General features: G+C 44.2%; 7 protein-coding genes. 5 read left to right on the top strand and 2 right to left on the bottom strand.

What is annotated here, in order from left to right:
* Nucleotides 1-8: 8 nt before the first annotated feature.
* Nucleotides 9-3,425 carry a hypothetical protein gene (locus tag GV64_RS19940; RefSeq protein ID WP_020581550.1) on the bottom strand — a complete coding sequence of 1,139 codons (3,417 nt, stop codon included), beginning with the start codon at nucleotides 3,423-3,425 and terminating at the stop codon, nucleotides 9-11.
* An 843-nt stretch (nucleotides 3,426-4,268) separates the two neighbouring features.
* Here GV64_RS19940 and ribF point away from each other — a divergent pair.
* The 5 genes from ribF to ispH all read left to right on the top strand — a co-directional run bounded on the left by ribF (nucleotide 4,269) and on the right by ispH (nucleotide 10,483).
* Nucleotides 4,269-5,201: a bifunctional riboflavin kinase/FAD synthetase gene (gene ribF, locus GV64_RS19930; protein ID WP_020581548.1), complete on the top strand. Its 933-nt coding sequence runs from the start codon at nucleotides 4,269-4,271 to the stop codon at nucleotides 5,199-5,201.
* Between the two features lie 33 nt (nucleotides 5,202-5,234).
* Nucleotides 5,235-8,069, top strand: coding sequence for an isoleucine--tRNA ligase (gene ileS / locus GV64_RS19925; protein ID WP_020581547.1), 2,835 nt, complete (start codon nucleotides 5,235-5,237; stop codon nucleotides 8,067-8,069).
* 393 nt (nucleotides 8,070-8,462) lie between these two features.
* Nucleotides 8,463-9,017 carry a signal peptidase II gene (gene lspA / locus GV64_RS19920; RefSeq protein ID WP_082210310.1) on the top strand — a complete coding sequence of 185 codons (555 nt, stop codon included), beginning with the start codon at nucleotides 8,463-8,465 and terminating at the stop codon, nucleotides 9,015-9,017.
* 20 nt (nucleotides 9,018-9,037) lie between these two features.
* The gene (fkpB, locus tag GV64_RS19915) at nucleotides 9,038-9,475 is read left to right on the top strand and encodes an FKBP-type peptidyl-prolyl cis-trans isomerase (RefSeq protein ID WP_020581545.1); all 438 of its coding nucleotides are present in this window, start codon (nucleotides 9,038-9,040) and stop codon (nucleotides 9,473-9,475) included.
* Between the two features lie 60 nt (nucleotides 9,476-9,535).
* Nucleotides 9,536-10,483: a 4-hydroxy-3-methylbut-2-enyl diphosphate reductase gene (ispH, locus tag GV64_RS19910; protein ID WP_026258120.1), complete on the top strand. Its 948-nt coding sequence runs from the start codon at nucleotides 9,536-9,538 to the stop codon at nucleotides 10,481-10,483.
* Nucleotides 10,484-10,648: 165 nt separating this feature from the next.
* On the opposite strand, the gene GV64_RS24880 is transcribed toward ispH, so the two are convergent.
* Entirely contained in the window at nucleotides 10,649-17,506 is a 6,858-nt protein-coding gene (locus GV64_RS24880; protein WP_152554131.1) for a hypothetical protein, read from the bottom strand.
* Nucleotides 17,507-18,163: the final 657 nt, after the last annotated feature.

The following is an 18,163-nucleotide window of genomic DNA, read 5'->3' as shown; positions in this document are numbered from 1 at the left end:
AATTTGTTTCAGGAAGCGCTTCTAGAGATTGATTTTTTTGTTAAAAACTGTTCACTGAAAGAAGTTAGCTGAACTCTTAATTGATGACTGTCAATCGATAAAGTTGCTCCGTGACTTGCATTATGAGCTTCAAAGAAATGTTTGTTGGCATTGATAATGGCAATTGCATTACGAAAGTCTTTTTTTATCTGGCTTGGTGGCTTTGAAATTATGTTCCTATGATCTCTTGGGCCTAGTCCAAGGCTGTCTAAAATGTGCTCCCTTGCTGTAAACAACTCACACACGAAAATTGGCTGGGTGAGTGTTGCTTCGAAGGCTGTAAGCATACCTAGAGCAGCAATGATATGTTCGAATCTCTGTCTGAGGTCATCAATGGAGCTCACGCAAAAGTGGGAAGCAAGCTGTGATTGGGTATGTCCCAGCTTTTGAGCCGCATTAAATAAGTATTGGCCATTCCATAGAGCATGTTGTAGTAATTGCAATATATTGCTAATGCAAAGAGTGCTTTTTTTTATGACGCTATCTTCTATACCCTGGCTTAAGAGTAGAAGCGGGCTTTCAGAAAGTTCCTGGTTGGGAAAATAAGTATCGAGCCAGAGTAAAGCAGCATTTCTCATGGGGGGATTCTGTGGTAAGTGCTGCAGGGTCAGGAGTGTAAGGTTGTATAGACTGTTTATAGTGCATATTTTTACATGTAGCTGAGCAAGGCCTTCTTTGTTTACTTCTAATAAACGCGTAGCGATATCGGCACATTGCCAGAATCTTAGGATGGGGTGTCTTGTTGCTAAGGGGTCTATGGATTCTAGCTCTTTTGACATTTCGGGAAAGGGAAGATTACTTGCCGCCTGTAAACATAAGTCTTTCAGGCGTTGCTTCTCATTGATTTTTTCTCCGCAGGTCTGATGAGGTAGAAACTTTCTGGGTGAGTCAGTGGAAAGTGCCTGTTTTTGATGCTTTTGGGGGCTTGATTCTAACTGATGCAATGGATGCTTATTTGCGATGTCAGTTGGACTACTGGGGTGCGTATCTCTGGATTCAGGTGCTCTTTCGGTTACATTATCTGAGGGCTGTTTGACTTGATCAGTTTCAACTGAAAGTGAAGTGTTTTGGCTGGAGTTGTCGGTAGGTCCTTTTGTTTGTTTTAAAGAAAGCTCTGGGGGGGAGGTGTTTGTTCGCAGGTCGTCGTTTTCTGCAGTTCTGCGCGCAGTATCGAGAGGGGCTCCTGTGATCGTTGAGTCAGCTTCCCAGCTATCGAGTAGCTCCTTAACCTCTGCTTTGATTCTATCATGGTTCTGCTTTTCGTTTGCAAATGCGGCATTGGCTTTTTCAGACTCTTTGGCTAACTCTCTTAGCCGCATTATAAGAGTATCTAAGAGCTCTTTGTTTTGATTGGCTGGAAATGGCGCAGTCAAAGTCCACTCTCCAGCTAAAATTTCCTGTGGGTTATGTTTATCTGGAATTTTTCTTCCCATTAGTTTTGGGATATTGCAGCTCAGGCTTGGAAGCCATTTATCCTTTACTGCCTTAGCTAATGCTCTATGTGATGAGAAGGGGAGCAGAGGTCCCTCCTGAAGTAAATGAATAAGCCTAGTTGTCAGGTGGAGAAGAGTCTCTGTGTATTCATTTATATAAGGCTGATCAAAGATGGCAGTGTTTCTAGGGCTAAATAGATTACTCCTTGAGCAAGCTAGAAGAATTGAAGATACCAAAGCAGGTCGCGAAGCTTTTCTCTGTGCCATTTGTATTGCAGACAATAAAAGTCTTTGAGTATTAAGGTGGCGTATATGGAATGGTTTCAAATATACATCATGAGTTTTTTTTGCTTTTTCTTCATGAATTGTTTCTAGTCCAGCTAATATGTCAGTAATCTTTTTTTCTTGTATTAAGGCTACGATGAGCTCAACAAACTTAAAAAATAAGTCTGGAAACTCATCTTTTTTTTGCTCTGCGAGATGAGCATGAGAGATAAATAAATCCAGCATATCAATCATTGCTTGTGTTTCCCGGTCGGAGGCACTGCTTCCATAGCAATGTGTACCTGTAAGTACTAGCTGAACAATAAATTTTACATGCAGTAAAATGTCTTTATGATAACTGTCATTATTTTCAGTGGATTTTAAGGCTTCAGTGAGTTGCTGCAGTTTACTTTGGAAGGTGAACTCAAGAATTTTGATTATGTTTGTCAAGTGTCTTATAACATTCAGGTTGCTTAGCTTTACAGGTTTTTTGATTCTTGAGCTTTGAGATTGAAGATCAATTAAAATACTTTCTGTCGCACAGAATAAAAAATGTATAGGAGGGAGAAAAGGGCCTAATGATGCAGAAAGTTCGTGTGGATTAGTAAAGGGAAACTGAAGAACCATGGTTTGATTGATTAGGCTCTCTGCCGATGGTGTTTGTGCAAATGCCTGAGCTACCATTCCAAAGTCTCCCATTGTTTGGAAAAACCTTTTTAGATCAGTCACTATTTTTTTAAAGTCCGGATGGTCTTTGATGTGTTCTGATAGTTTTTCTACTGTAGTGCTTCTCTCTTTAATCTGTGTTGTGTCTTTTCTAGTGAAGCAGCTTTCAGGCGTGCCTAAATCGGCTAGCAAAGCCAGATTGGCAGCAAGGCCTGTCTCATCATAATGGGGGAGTCTTATTCCACGGCAATATAAAAGAGCTATTTGCTGGTCTAATCTACCTTTCAATTTGGCTGGGGGAGGTATCAGTATTTCAGGCGTTATTTCCTGAATAGTAGTTTCTGATACTTTTTTTCCTATGTCAGTCTCTTTTTTATTCACTGAGTTTGTGGGGGGAATACCTTCTGTAGGACTCGTTATACAAATACTCCGGGCTGTCTTTACCTGAGGTTGATCTTGTTCTTGTATTGCTTCAGGTAGTTCTGGAAGAGGTTGCTGTTCAGTTGTAACTATTGTCATGGTTTCTCTACGAATAGTGCCAGACTTTTGCCCTTCTTCACTTTCTTGAGACGTCTCTGTGGGAGGGGCTTTTGTTTCTGAGGGTGATTGTTGAACGGTATATGGGGTGTCCGTGGATGTATCCAACAAACAGACTTCTTGTTCTAGGCCGGAGGACACTACACGGTTGCTGTGGATTGTTTCTGCTGGAAATAATTGTTTCGTTGTATCTTGTACTTTTATCAATCGGGGTATTTCAGCGCCAGAGTGGTGCTTAGACTGATGGTTTTCCTGCGTTTTATAAGCAGTGGTTTCTGGGCTTTTTTCTTCTTTGTCTTTTTTTATTGTGGCCGGTGTGGAAGAGGTGGAGGAGGGATGTATTTGATCTAAGAGACACAGGCTCTTTGGGATAAACTCTTTAGCATCAGCATTCAGTGGTTGTGCTTTTTGGGTAGTGGTCTGTTGGGGGGCTGGTTCATGAGTCGAAGGCAGCATAGCTTGGCATTGTATGTAACGTATGCTCATCGCTGAGTAATCTGTCGCCCTATAAGTCTGTACCAAATTAGCGTGGTTGGTAATGGTAGAAACGGGGTAGCTTGGAGGTGGCTCTCGAAGGTATGGTAAAGCTATAGGTGCTTGAATGCCCTGTTCAGGCGTTGTAGTAGCGGCTGGTATTGGTAGAGAACCAGGTATGTATGTGTGGGGGGGGTGTATACCAGTGTGAAAGTAAGACGGGGGATGTGGCACGGGTGGTAGTAGGTAGGGTAATGGGAGTGGTTGAACTTGGCGGGGGATGCCAGATGATTGATGATTTAATACCTGCGGCAGAAGTACATTTGAAGATGGAATATATTGTTTGGTTGGCGCTGAATCCCTGATTTGATATGAGCCTAATGGTGTGTTTGATGTATTGTACTGGGAGAATTGACTTATAGCCTGACCGGTGAAGATATGGGGTGTAGTCAGTGAGGTGCTCGTTTGGAAGTTGGAAGCATTATTAACTGCTGTTTGGTAACTTGGAAAAGAATACATTCTCTCAATCCATAACCTGTAATTACTGTATGTTTTTTACTTTTTGTTGGCAGAGTATAGATATTTCTCCAGAGCAGTCGGGGATTAAGGGGGTTTTTTCATTTAGAACGTACACTTCTTTGCTTTAGTGATTGGGTTCGTTGATTTGTAGTTTTTGAAAAGTTGATCAGTTATTCAGACTGTCAGGTTACGCAAGTTAAAGAATATCAACTCAGTGACCCATGGAACCTGCTGGGGTATACTGCTCCGCTTCGTCGTTAAGCCAGCTTCGTCAGAAAGGGCGGGCTCTGGTAAACACCGGTTGAATACAGGAAGTAAGGGAGTCTGAGCCTCTCCATGCAGTTGATCCGCGGGTTGCACAATATCAGGCCAGAACATCAGAGATGCGTGGCCACCATCGGTAATTTTGATGGTGTGCATGTGGGCCACAGGACCATTCTTGAGGCCCTGAAACAACAGGCTTTTGAGCTGAATGCCAAGGTTTGTGTCATCACCTTTGAGCCCCAGCCCAGAGAGTATTTTCAGGGCGATGCTGCTCCGCCAAGATTATCCAGTCTTCGGGAAAAACTGGAATTGCTGGCGGAAAATCATGTTGATCAGGTGCTCTGTCTGCCTTTCAATGACCGGCTTCGCAGTCTCAGTGCCGATGATTTTGTGTTGCGTGCATTGGTGGAAGGTCTGGATATTCGCTATCTAATTGTGGGCGATGACTTCCGCTATGGCTGTGACCGCAAAGGAGATTTCTCTCACCTGGAAATGATGGGAGAGCGATATGGGTTTGAAATCTGTGATACCCAGACCGTATTAATGCAGCAGGGGCGTATCAGCAGTACCCGTATTCGTAATGCCCTGGCTGAAAATGAGTTCGCAGAAGCTGAACATATGCTTGGCAGGCCATTTACCATGATTGGAAGAGTGGTGAAGGGGCAACAGTTGGGCAGAACACTTGGTTTTCCCACGGCGAACATCAGGGTGTGTCGTCGGCGTCTGCCTTTGCAGGGCGTGTTTGCTGTTCGTACACTGGTCGATGGTCATCGTTTTAATGCGGTTGCCAATTTGGGCATAAGGCCATCCGTATCCGGAGTAAAACCTCTGCTTGAAGTACATATGCTCGATTTCAAGGGAGATCTGTATGATCGGACCTTGCGGGTAGAGTTTGTTGAGAAAATCAGGGATGAACAGAAATTTGAATCGCTTGAAGCCTTGCGGGCTGCGATTGCTAATGATATCGAAGTAGCCCGCAAGCTTTTTATTAATGAATCGCCGTAGTGATTAGTTCGTAGAGATTCCGGTAAACAACTTATGTCTTCTGAAAAGTCCGACTACAAGCATACATTGAATTTGCCGCAGACCGATTTTCCGATGCGCGGCAATCTGGCCCAGCGTGAGCCACAAATGCTCAAGCGCTGGTATGACATGGATCTCTACGAAGAAATTCGCAAGATCAGCCAGGGACGGGAAAAATTTATCCTTCACGATGGCCCTCCCTATGCCAATGGTGACATCCATATCGGTCACGCGGTTAACAAAGTTCTCAAAGATATTATTATTAAGTCCAAAACGTTGAGTGGCTTTGACGCACCTTACGTTCCGGGCTGGGACTGCCACGGTTTGCCTATTGAGCACAAAGTAGAAGGCATGCTTGGCAAGGCTGGAGATAAGGTAGACTTTAAAACTTTCCGTAAAAAGTGCCGTGAATATGCGGCGAAACAGGTTGATGGTCAGCGTGAAGATTTCAAGCGTATGGGTATCTTTGGTGACTGGGATAAGCCATACCTGACCATGGATTTTCAAACTGAGGCTGACATCATTCGTGCCTTGGGGAAAATCGCTGAGAATGGCCATCTGGTAAAGGGCTATAAGCCGGTTTACTGGAGTGTTGTGGGTGGTTCTGCTCTTGCTGAAGCGGAAGTTGAGTATCAGGATAAAACCTCTACCCAGATCGACGTGCGCTATGCAGCGATTGATGAAGCAGATCTGTTAGGTGCTTTTACTTTCGAGAGTGCAGAAGGAGAAGGTGAGGTAGCTGTCGTTATCTGGACGACAACTCCATGGACGCTGCCATCTTCTCAGGCGGTCAGCATGGGTGGAGATCTGGATTATGCGCTGGTTCAGTGTCAGATCAATGGTGCTCCTGCTCGTTTGATTCTGGCTGAAGCTCTGGTGGAAAGCGCCATGCAGCGCTATGGCATTGAAGACTACGCCATCATCGCCCGTGCCAAAGGTGCTGCCTTTGAAAATAAAAAGGTTGCCCACCCATTTTATAACCGTGAGTTGCCGCTGATCCTGGGGGATCACGTTACCGTTGATGCGGGTACCGGTAACGTTCACACGGCGCCTGACCACGGCGTTGACGACTTTAATGTAGGTCGTCAATACGGCATTGGTACACTGAACTATCTGGACGACAGTGGTTACTACCGCGCTAATGTGGAACTGTTTGCCGGTGAGCATGTTTACAAGGTTGACCCGAAAGTTGTTGAAGTCCTGATTGAAAATGACCGTTTGCTGGCTCAAGAGAAGCTGACTCACAGCTACCCACATTGCTGGCGTACCAAAACACCACTGATTTTCCGTGCGACGCCTCAGTGGTTTGTCAGCATGACCAAAGAGCGTCTGCTGGATACGGCAATGGACTCACTGAAGGGCGTGGACTTTACGCCAGATTGGGGGCGTAACCGGATGGAGTCCATGCTGGGCCAGAGCCCGGACTGGTGTATCTCCCGTCAGCGTACCTGGGGTGTGCCTATTGCTCTGTTTATCCATAAAGAGACGGAAGAACTTCATCCAGATACTCAGGCGCTGATTGAAAAAGTTGCGCTTAAAGTTGAACAGGAAGGGATGGATGCCTGGTTCGATCTGGAACCTGCTGACATGCTCTCTGCTGAAGATGCCGAACAGTACGTCAAAGTAACTGACACCCTGGATGTCTGGTTTGATTCCGGTGTCACTCATTATTCGGTTATTGAGCGTCGTGAAGAACTGCAATTCCCGGCAGATCTTTATCTTGAAGGTTCAGACCAACACCGTGGCTGGTTCCAGTCTTCGCTGAAAACCAGTATTGCCATGAATGGAGTCCCTCCGTATAAAGGGCTGCTGACTCATGGCTTTACGGTAGATGCTAACGGCCGGAAAATGTCCAAGTCGCTGGGTAATGTAATTGCACCTCAGAAGGTCTTCAAGTCTCTGGGTGCTGATATTCTGCGTCTCTGGGTTTCTGCCACCGACTACACCTCTGAAATGACGGTGTCTGATGATATTTTGAAGCGGACCGCAGACAGTTATCGTCGTATCCGAAATACAGCGCGCTTCCTGCTTTCCAACCTGACTGGTTTCAATCCGGAAACGGATGCTGTTGCCTGGGAGGATATGCTGTCACTGGATAAGTGGGCGGTTGATTGTACCCTGAAATTACAGAACGAAGTGGTTGAAGCTTATAACAGCTATAACTTCCTGTCTGTGTATCAGAAAGTTCATAACTTCTGCTCATTGGATCTGGGTGGTTTCTATCTGGATATCATCAAAGATCGGCAGTACACCACACAGCAGGACAGCCTGGCACGCCGCAGCTGTCAGACCGCGATGTATCATATCATTGAAGCCTTTGCCCGCTGGATGGCACCCATCATCAGCTTCACCTCGGAAGAAATCTGGGGAGCGATTCCAGGTAAGCGCGGTGAGTCAGTCTTCCTGGAGACTTGGTATGAAGGGTTAAGTAGCCTGGAAGGTGACGAACTTGGTCGTGAGTACTGGAACTCCATTCTGGAGGTGAAAACTGCGGTCAACAAGGCCTTGGAAGATGCTCGTGCCTTGGGTGCTATCGGCGGTTCTCTGGAAGCGGAGGTTACTCTTTTCGCGGACGAAGCTCTGGCTGAGAAGCTTGATCGACTGGGGGATGAGCTGCGCTTTGTATTGATTACCTCAGCAGCAACGGTAAGGCCTTTGGCGGATTCAGGTGATGCGGCTGCTACCGATTTGGCTGGTCTGAAAGTGCTGGTCGAAAAGTCTGACCACAAGAAATGCGATCGTTGCTGGCACCGTCGTGAAGATGTCGGAACCATTGAAGCATACCCTGATCTTTGCGGTCGGTGTGTAGAAAATGTAGAAGGCAGTGGAGAGCAGCGTCAATTTGCCTGATATTTATAATAGGCATAGTAAATACCCGGCAAACACCGGGTATTTTTTTGTACGATAGTCTATTTTATTGTGTGACTTTACAACGAATTGACTCTTTGGGTGTTGTAACTGGTTAAATTTTGATTGATTTCGGTAATTCACACTATCCCTTGGCTGTTAATGACACTTAATATTAAAAAGACTCACTCAGGTTCTGTTGGCATTTATGTTGTCGCAGTCAGTGGTTCGTTTAAGCTGCAAAGCTACTTTACAAACCACCCTGTGGGCTCAAGCCAGAGCACGCATACCTGTGTTGCAAGAACTTGAAAGACATAATTCCTGCGTTCATGTGTCCTGGTGCCCCTTGTGGGTATTGCCCTGAGCGCTCTGGCTTGAGCTGAGCCTGAAAGCTTTATGTCAACAGAACCTAATGATATGGATTTTTTAAAGCAGGAACTGGCCATGCAGAGTAAAAAATCAGGAAAGCTTCACTGGCTCTGGCTCAGTGCATTCATCTTCGGCATTGATCAACTGGTAAAGTGGTGGGTGATCCAGGATTTCTCACTGTATCAGCAAGTTCAGGTATTGCCGTTCTTCTCCCTGACTCTGGCTTACAACACTGGCGCTGCGTTCAGTTTTCTAGGTGATGCTTCCGGTTGGCAGCGCTGGTTTCTCAGTGGTGTAGCTATTATTGTCAGCATCATGCTGGTTGGATGGCTAAAGCAACTTCGTTCAGGTGAAAACTGGCAGGCTTGTTCTCTGTCATTGATACTTGGCGGTGCTCTTGGAAACCTGATTGATCGTCTGCTGAACGGGCATGTCACTGACTTTCTGTTGTTTTACTACAAAAACTGGTATTTTCCTGCGTTCAACCTGGCGGATACGGCCATTACTGTGGGCGCTGCCATGTTGATTCTGGATATGTTCCGGAGTAACCCTTCGTATGAAGGTAGCAGTAACGATAAATAAAAGAGCAGGAGCGAGTCACGGTGTCAGCAGTCATTGAGAAGGGCAGCAAAGTCACTCTGCATTTTTCCCTGAAACTGGATGATGGGAGTCTGGTTGACAGTACGCCACCGGAAAAACCGGCATCTCTGATTATCGGTGATGGTAACCTTCCGGAAGGCTTTGAAGAAACGTTGCTCGGCTTGAGTGCTGGTGAAGACAGGGCTTCCCGGATTCCCCCGGAAAAAGCATTTGGAATGCCTAATCCTAATAATGTGCAGCGTATTCCCAGGGGGAGTTTTGCCAGTGGGGTTGAATTGGAAGAAGGGCTGGTGATGTCCTTTTCTGATGCAGCCAACAGTGAGCTTCCCGGCGTGGTCCGGGCTTTTGATGATGAAGCGGTTGAAGTTGACTTCAATCATCCTCTGTCAGGTCGACACCTGATTTTTGAGGTACAGATTCTGGATGTACAGACACCCTGAGCTATAACTAATAGCCCAGAGCTATAAAAAGTAGTGGTAGAAAAGGTTGGTGATTCCCCTATGAAAATCAAACTGGCAAACCCCCGGGGCTTCTGTGCAGGTGTGGACCGTGCCATTGAGATCGTCAACCGAGCACTTGATGTTTTTGGCCCGCCCATTTATGTCCGCCATGAGGTGGTACACAACAAATTTGTGGTGGAAAACCTGAAGGAGCGGGGAGCCGTATTTGTAGACGAGCTCAATCAGGTTCCTGACGATGTCATCGTCATCTTCAGCGCTCATGGTGTCTCCAAAGCCGTAGAAGATGAGGCAGAGCGACGGGGCCTGAAAGTATTTGATGCCTCTTGCCCACTGGTTAAAAAGGTTCATATGGAAGTGGTTCGTTACTCCCGGGATGGCATGGAGTGCGTACTGATTGGTCACCATGGGCACCCTGAAGTGGAAGGCACCATGGGGCAGTACGACTCGCGAAACGGTGGAGCTATGTACCTGGTGGAGAACGAAAACGATGTTCGTGCTCTTGAGGTATCAGATCCCTTCAGGCTTGCTTATGTCACCCAGACAACACTCTCCATGGATGATACGGCCAAGGTGATTGAAGCCTTGCGTCTCAAGTTCCCTGAAATTCAGGGACCACGAAAAGACGATATCTGTTACGCCACGCAGAACCGGCAGGATGCGGTAAAGATTCTGGCAGGACAATGTGACCTGGTGCTGGTGGTTGGCTCAGTAAACAGCTCAAACTCCAATCGTCTGAGAGAGCTGGCCGAGAGGACGGGAGCTGAAGCTTATCTGGTGGATAATGCCGAAGATGTCAAACCGGGATGGCTGGTGGACAAAACTGCCATTGGTATCACCGCAGGTGCCTCGGCACCGGATATTCTGGTTCAGGGAGTTATCACACGCTTGAAAGAACTTGGCGCAGAATTACCAGAGGAACTGGATGGCAAAGCCGAAAATATCGTCTTTACCATGCCCAAAGAGCTGAGACTAAAAGCAATTACTTGATGTGTCTGTTCTATTACTGAGGCTCGGTTACCAATGAAGCCGAGCTCCATATGAAGGTTACATTTCCCCTATCTTGTTAAAGCTTGGCGTTTTGACATCTCAGTACTTCTGCTGTTCTATGAAATATAAGAAAATATTTAAAGGGGAGCCTGCTTTAAGTTTCTCTTATGTGATCCTTTTTCTATGCTCTTTCCTTGTTTGCCTCATCTGTTCAGTTATTACGCGATCTCTATGCTCGCAGTTTCCAGGTTTGTATTTCATAACGTCAAAACAAGATAGCGCTATATTGTTGATGACTTCCTCTTTAAGGGCTCGGTCGGAGATTAGTTCTTCAAAACATGAAGGGTACCATTCTTGTACTCTGCTCTTGATTACCTGATACTCTTCCAGCATTTGCTTTGCAATTTTGGGATTGTATAAACGTGAGAGATAGGGAGGTGGTAGGGGTAAGTCGTAAGGAGAAGGGCGTCTTGTGCTTTTTGGTCTATACACTGTCCTCTCATACACCGTTGCCTGTTTGGGCATAGCTTCTTGAATCAATATTGTCAGCTGCTGGCTTTCATCACTTCCAGTGGTTACATTTGATCGATCAACATTGTGTGCTACATGAGCAAAATCATTAACCTGTTGGCAAGCTTGAATTTTGGTGACAAATTGGTAGGTCAGTAGTTGCCATGCCAGATGCTGGGACTCTTCACTACTACTTGTATTTAGTTTTTGTTTTACCTCTTTAAATAACAGGCTTGATCGATCCAGCAGCAGTACATCGGGTAAGGCGGAGAGTTGATCAATAGCCTCCAGTTGCTGTTTACTGTTCAGTAAGAAAAAATGCTCTCTCGCTTTGAGATAGTTACCTGCCCTTAATTCAGTGACTATACGTTTTGCTTTTCCATGGCACGATGTATAAGAGGGTGTTTCCAGTTTTGAAGTCTGAAGGTTCAGTTCTTCAGCTATTTGTTGTGAAGTGAGTTTATGAACTGACGAGTGTCTGGCCATCAGTTGGGTGACTTGATCGACAATGGCGGGTTTCTGTTGCTGTTTAGGCAGGTACTGTCTTGCCGTGGTTCGTATCATGCACCGAAGCATTTCCAGATGAAGCTTACTTTGGGGCTCAAAATCGGAAGAAACCTGATTGAACAGAAGGCTGCTTAACTGGCTCTGTATTTTATGAAATAAACCATTTCTATCTTTAATCATGACCTTACCTTTACCGTCCATTCCGAATATATCCTGAAGCTGCGTATGCTGAGGACTTAGAACAGGTGAATGCAGTATTTCAAGCAGAAAGTCTCCGGCTATATTGGGGGGCATATCTGTTCCGGGGGCGGTTTGTGCATTTTTCAGAATGGCTAGATTAAGAAGGTCTTCTGTATTCCAGCAAGCGGATACTGCCATTTCTCCATTAAGATTAGCCATCAGCTGAGTGATGGCTCTTTGTAGCTCTGGCATGACAGCATAAGAATTTTGGAGAAATGCCATTGTTGGAAAGCGAAGGTGAGGCATTTTATCCAAGCTTTCAAGGTGCCATTGGGAGGGGGGGATGTCGAGTCCAGTCGCATTCGCGGCCATCGTTTTTTGGTTTAAAGTATGAATTCCAAGAAGAGCAAGTTGAGCAAGTCCGTTGATATCTGGGCTTTGAATGTTCACTGATGCTATTTGGTCACTTTTTGTATCTCCGGGACGCTGATAGCTACCGGCGGAGGGAGCAGGTGCTGCAGGTTTGGTAGTGCTGGGCTTGAATGGCCAAAGGTGCTGTATACCTTCTGACCAGTTGGTTGATAAAAGACTGGAAACACCAATGGACGCCAAAAGCCGACTGGTCTGGGAAATGATACCTTGATGTGGACTGTTGGCTGAGGATGTTGCTGTTGGCTGTTCTGCCCTGGCGTCACGATCAAGAAAAGTGGTTGTCGTTTTAGATATATCCTCTGTTGTAACGAACGCCTGATCATACAAAGGTACAGTAATATGGGGGGCAGGCTTGGTAGGGGGGGAGGCAATGTTTTCCCGTTCATGCTGACGTGTTGTTTCAGGTGCATGAACCTGATGTCTGACTTTATCGCCCAGCCCATGGCCATGCCTGTGTCGATAACTTTTCTTATTCTCATGGATTGAATCAGTCTGATGGTTTGTTGCCTCATTAAAAGAAGGCATTTCTGTGTTAGCCGTTGTTGAGCTATTTCTATGACCCTCTTTATTATGATGGTGGCGTACTTTGTGATTCGTTGGTTCGACTTCTGAATGACGGATTTCTTCTCCGGATGTATCACCATGGTGATGTCGGTGTTTATGTGGTTCAGGTGTGGACTCGTGTAGCGGTATTGGGTTGGAAGTTGGCAGATCTTCAGAGGTCGCTGTTGTTATTGAGGTATTAGTACCGAGTTCTGTTGATGGATTCATGCTGGTATCAATGACATCAGCAGCTTCCAGTGTGGTGCCTGTGCCATGTATAGCACTTGACCTAGCATTGAAGAAAGTAGTGAGAGGTGAGGGGCTTTCACTACTCTCATATAAGGAACTGCCTGTGGTTTCAGTATTGAACAGAGTTTCGTCTGATGTGCTTGCATGAGAGGTAACGTTGGAGACGCCTTCATCACCGGAGGTATACATAACTGGCAGAGGTGTTAATTCAGTTTTGTCCTGATTTTCGGTTGAGGAAGTAGCATAGGGAGTTGAGGAGCTATCGCTTTGAACCGTAGTTTCTAATTCAGTAGTAGCACTTGTTGTATCAATATCTAAATTCGAAGTGATGGTATCTGTTGTTGTTTGTTTGAAAGTTTGAGTGGTTACCTGTTGTTGGGTAGAGTTTTTTGCTGTCGTTGGTGTGGTCGTTGTCGTCGAAAGTGGTGTTGTCGTCGAAAGTGGTGTTGTCGAAGAAGTTGGAGCAGGCGCTGGAGCAGGCGTTGGAGCAGGCGTTGGAGCAGGCGTTGGAGCAGGCGTTGGAGCAGGAGCCGGCGTTGTTTTTTGTGGATCATCATAATCAGAAGAGAAGCTTGTGAGTGCTGCCGTCACTACTCCAGTTGCGGCTGCTCCCAGGCCTGCAAGAAAGGCTGCCAGCCAGCCAGCTCCTCCCCCTCCACCGCCAAGCCCTGCAGTTCCAGCTCCTCCACCGCCCCCTCCTGAACTGTTGGGTGGTTGGCAGTTTCCAGCAGATCTTTTACACCGTACTGACTGCCGTTGTGAGTTTTCACTAGGGTTGTTTTGTGGAGGATCAGGCGCTTCTCTTAATAATTCATCAGTAGCTTGGTCAATGCTTTGCTGTATTTGTTGATTGGATACAGGTGAGTTGATAGATGAACTGCTTGAAGAAAAGCTAAACTCAGCGCTTGGAGAATTACTAATGGATAGAAATGTTAGCAGTCCGGCTCCGCCAGTTCCAAGAGCTGCACTGGCAATGGCTCCTCCTGCTGCGGCTCCATCAGAAATTTTTGAGTCCTCTGCAGGAAGCGGTTTTTTAGTATCAGATCTTTCTGTTTCTTTATTCTCGAGTTGCTTTAAGCGTGCTTTATCCAAGGATTGTAGTGCTTGAAACGAGTGACTTTCAGGGACTGGTAAAGCCTTTTCACCTTTTAGGTAAGCAGGTAGCCATTTGAGAATACTTGAAACATCTTCAGCAAGTATTATTGATAGAGCATCAGCAATACGGAGTGGCGTTGATTTTGGTGTGCTGCTTGCGGCTTGCGCTGGGTTTTCAGCAGTCTCTTCGGGAGCCTTAACCGGGACCAGTTGTTTTTTCAAGATACCGGCAATTTTGGCTGGATGGGCATCTTGGCTGCTAACCCGTAATTTTTTGGCATCTTCGTGTGTTTTCTGTTTTTTGATATCAAGGGCAGTATTGATCGCACCAACAATGTCGTCAGTTAATACTGTAATTTGAGCAGGAACCTTCTGCCCATGAGCTAATGCATAATTAACAGCAGCCATGACTTCCCGGACTTGTAATATGAGATGAGAGTCTTTTTGTACCATTTCCTGACGAGGTTTGAATCCTTCTGGTATAGGCTGTTTTACACACTGCTTAACATCATCTCTCTTCATAAAATCAGTGAACTCTGTAAAGAGCTGAACTGTTTTTAGTTGATCAACTTTCTGCAAATCTAAAAGATCTTTTGTTGCAATATCTCCAATGGTCAGACAGGAGTCTGGTAATACTTGCAGCTCTGCAATTTTTTCAAGAATATTCTGAACCATGGGGGTATGGCCTATTTTTAGAGGTTCAGAGCTTGGAATAGAAGGCTGGAATTTTTGGCGGTAGCGGAGCATCGACTCATGAAATAATGGATATAAATATCGATCAAATTTTCTGGATAATCTACTGATTGATGTTGATGATACAGTGAGAGCTTCCATAGCAGTATCTTCATAAACGATACTGAATGTACCATCCGGAAGCTTCATTGCTGACATGCGACAAACATGCTTACTGTGAGGCTTTACTATCTCGCTGTAGCTTACAGATTCCTTTTCCGGGTTTTCTTTTATTTTTTCTTTTAATTTTTTTATCAAATGAGGGCCTATGTCTTCAACTGCTATCATTTCACCTTGTGCATCCAAACTTGACTTAATGCTCCAGAAATCTTTTATTAACTCTTGTAAAGAAAAACTGTTCAGCTTGAATCCAAGTCGAGATAGCTTTGTGCGATAGAGGTAGGGAGTAGTTTCCGTTAAAGGCTTGCCTTTTGAAAGTTGATCAACTATTGCAATGGTTTGTATTTCCTGTAGAGAAGCCAATGCTTTAACTACAAGCGTTGCTGTAGGGGAGCGGCTGGTATATAGAGACTCAACAAGATTGCTTAAGAAGGTTGTATCAGTTCCTCCAGCGGCTGCTGTATAGGTATAAGCCATACAAAGCCCGGGATCAACTTTTTGGATAACTTGATGTATAAAGAATGGGTTGGTTAAAAGCATTTCGAACTGTAAGAAACGATTGAGAGCAATGCTTTCAACTTTTCCAGACTGTTTTAAGTCTATTTCAATTTCTTTGAATTTTGCCAGATAACCATCTTCTGATGAGAACTCTTGAAATGATGTCTTTGGGGCAAGCTTTGGATGGAGTTCACTATACATAAAGTTAGCTTCGAAGCACTGCCGGCCTGCAGACTCATAATCTTCGGATTCCATGGATTGATTCATTTTACTGTTAGTTTCTTTCAGCTTTGCAGGTGTCGGCAGTAATAGTTCTCTTACAGAAGGTTGAGAGCCAGAATTTCTGACTTCATCAAGAATCTGCTGTTTTCTTGTGTTATATCCTTTGAAAAAAAGTTTAAGCCCATTGCTGTGATTAAGATTTGTTATTCGGTCAAATGTTTTAGTTAACTCACTGTCTATACTTTCAAACAGGTTTCTTTTGGACCTTTTATGTTCATTTTGAAGGTCTTTATGTGCACTGGACAGGGCTTTCTTTAGTCGTTGATTTTCACCCTTGAACAGACCTGCACTGACAGGGTCCTTATTACTAAGACGATCTGAAAAAATATCAACTAACTCTATAAAAATGATGGCCCGGTAAAATGCAAGCGATTCATTAATAATTGGTAATAGCTGGTCAATATCTTCAGTAGAAGGGTTCATTTCAAGATAAGCAACCATTCCTTTTCTTACCTGAAACATGGGTAAGTCTTGTATGCATTGATCGAGAATCTCTTTAAATATCATACTGTCGGTGGCTGAACTGAGTGTTGCTCCAACCGTTGCTGTAACTGTTTCAGCCGCTTCCGAGAAGGGAGCTGGTGTTATTTGTCGAGCCCTTCCAGAATATTGAACTGTTGTGTGTCGATTATGTTCAACGCTTTCAGTGGCTGGAAGAGAGTGGGTGGTTTGTACATTCGGTTCAATATGTTCTTGACTAAGTTGGGGGTGAGTGCCTTCATTATTTTCTTCAGGTCTTTGCATTTGAGGGTTTGCAAGAGTGGTGCTTTCTCTTGCATCCCAACCTTTAGTAAATGATGGCATACTGGTAAAGGGTGGATAGCTGTTCTCTGGAGTTGTTGGCTGTGTCTGAAAACTTGGCAAGAAGCTGTCTGTTTGATCGTCATCTAAGGTTTTAGAATCATCGATTTTCGCTTGTTGTGAAACCATGCTGAATGTCGGAGCTTCTTTTATTGAACCGGGTTGACTGAGTTTATTAGGACTTTTGGTCGAGTAAATATCAGTTGTTCGGGTAGTTGTTACACCAGATGATTCTTGGGCATCTGGTTTGAATTTTTGAGGTGGTTGAGTTTTTATCAGCACCTCCTCTGGAATTGCTTCTGAGCTTTTGGCTGCTTCAGGAATGTTTCTTTGCTGTTCACTCTCATTATGTAAAGGGACGGTTGTTGGAGGCGATGTTGTTGATGGCTTGTCTTGTATTTGAAGCTTGGGCGCTTCGGGCCAATGTAAATCTTCTTTATATAGATTTTCAAAATTATGATACAGCTCAGCAAGTAACTCTCTAAATTTCAAGGGACGTTCATTAATATGAACGTGACTTTTGTCTAATTTTGAAAGGTCAGCTATTAATTGATCCCTAATCATCATGACTCTGCTGAAATCACTCAATAGCTGTCGGTTAAGTTCTGTTCTTGAACTCTGTAAATTTATTCCCGAAAATTTTTCTGAGTGGGTAGAACATTTTCTTTCATATTCTTGGTAATCTTTTTCCAGTTTGTCTTTTAAGTCTCTGCTGTGATCGTATATGGACTTTATTCTTAATAAAGCATTTTCCATAGTCTGATTATATTCTTCTCCTGTCGTTCTTAGTATTAAAACATCAATGGTTCGGTATAGATCATAAATTTCATTTCCCATTCGTTCGAATTGAACTGTTTTGTGAGTATTGTGGTTTCTTTCAATATAAACCTGTTTGTCATATGAGACTGATTTGCAACTTCTTCGCAAAGGAGCTTGTAATGTATGGGGGGATGGATCATATTCATGGATCTGTTTGACTGGATCATGAAAGTGATGAGGGTTTGTTTTTTCTGGTGTTGGTATTTTTTTTGGTGAATAATGATAGACAGATGGTTGGATAGGTGGTTCTAACATGATATTTTATGACTGATTAAATATTGAATTGTTTTTATTTTAGTTTTTTTCCATATATTTTCTATGGATATTTAATAATAATTTATTTTTAAATGTCATATGTTTAAAAATAAAAATAGTATTTTTATATGCGTGTTGTTTGAATATACATTGATATATTAATTAGAGTGACGTAGTATCACATTCCCAGAACGAAATTAATTGAAAGATTTAAGTTGTTCAGTACGAATTCTCTGTGGACTCTTACTAGAAATTTTGCAATTTCTCTGGTTTCAATAACAGCGGTTGCGGAGACACTGTTAATGCTGTCTGGCAGAGGCATAGCAATTTTTTCCATTGGGGGAGGGTCAGCCTTCTATAGGGCTTTGCAACAAGCGGGTTTTCGGAAGGCTGGATCGCTTTATATTCAAAGGTTTCTCAGGTCAACAGTGGTGGTATCACCAGACATCGTGCAGACAACACAAGTTTGTCGCCTGGTGGTTCATGAAAAAATCGTGATGTGTTGAATTTAAATGATACTGAAGTGTGCTCTGTTCCTGATTTTTTCAGGCACCATCAGCTCAATATGAAAAGTAAATTTTTGCTGTTCAACATTATTCAAGAAGCCGTGATAGAACAATACCTTCAGGTAGCAAATTTGCCATATGGTGGTGATAT

It is taken from the genome of Endozoicomonas elysicola (assembly GCF_000710775.1).
Lineage (GTDB): Bacteria > Pseudomonadota > Gammaproteobacteria > Pseudomonadales > Endozoicomonadaceae > Endozoicomonas > Endozoicomonas elysicola.
The sequence above is the reverse complement of the archived record's forward strand: the minus strand, read 5'-3'. Positions and strand labels throughout refer to the sequence as shown.

What these genes read in the sequence shown, in the direction of transcription:
- ileS (WP_020581547.1), top strand. Translation starts at nt 5,235, where the DNA reads ATGTCTTCTGAAAAGTCCGACTACAAGCATACATTGAATTTGCCGCAG.
- GV64_RS19940 (WP_020581550.1), bottom strand. Translation starts at nt 3,425, where the DNA reads ATGAGCATACGTTACATACAATGCCAAGCTATGCTGCCTTCGACTCAT.
- ispH (WP_026258120.1), top strand. Translation starts at nt 9,536, where the DNA reads ATGAAAATCAAACTGGCAAACCCCCGGGGCTTCTGTGCAGGTGTGGAC.
- ribF (WP_020581548.1), top strand. Translation starts at nt 4,269, where the DNA reads ATGCAGTTGATCCGCGGGTTGCACAATATCAGGCCAGAACATCAGAGA.
- lspA (WP_082210310.1), top strand. Translation starts at nt 8,463, where the DNA reads ATGTCAACAGAACCTAATGATATGGATTTTTTAAAGCAGGAACTGGCC.
- GV64_RS24880 (WP_152554131.1), bottom strand. Translation starts at nt 17,506, where the DNA reads ATGTTAGAACCACCTATCCAACCATCTGTCTATCATTATTCACCAAAA.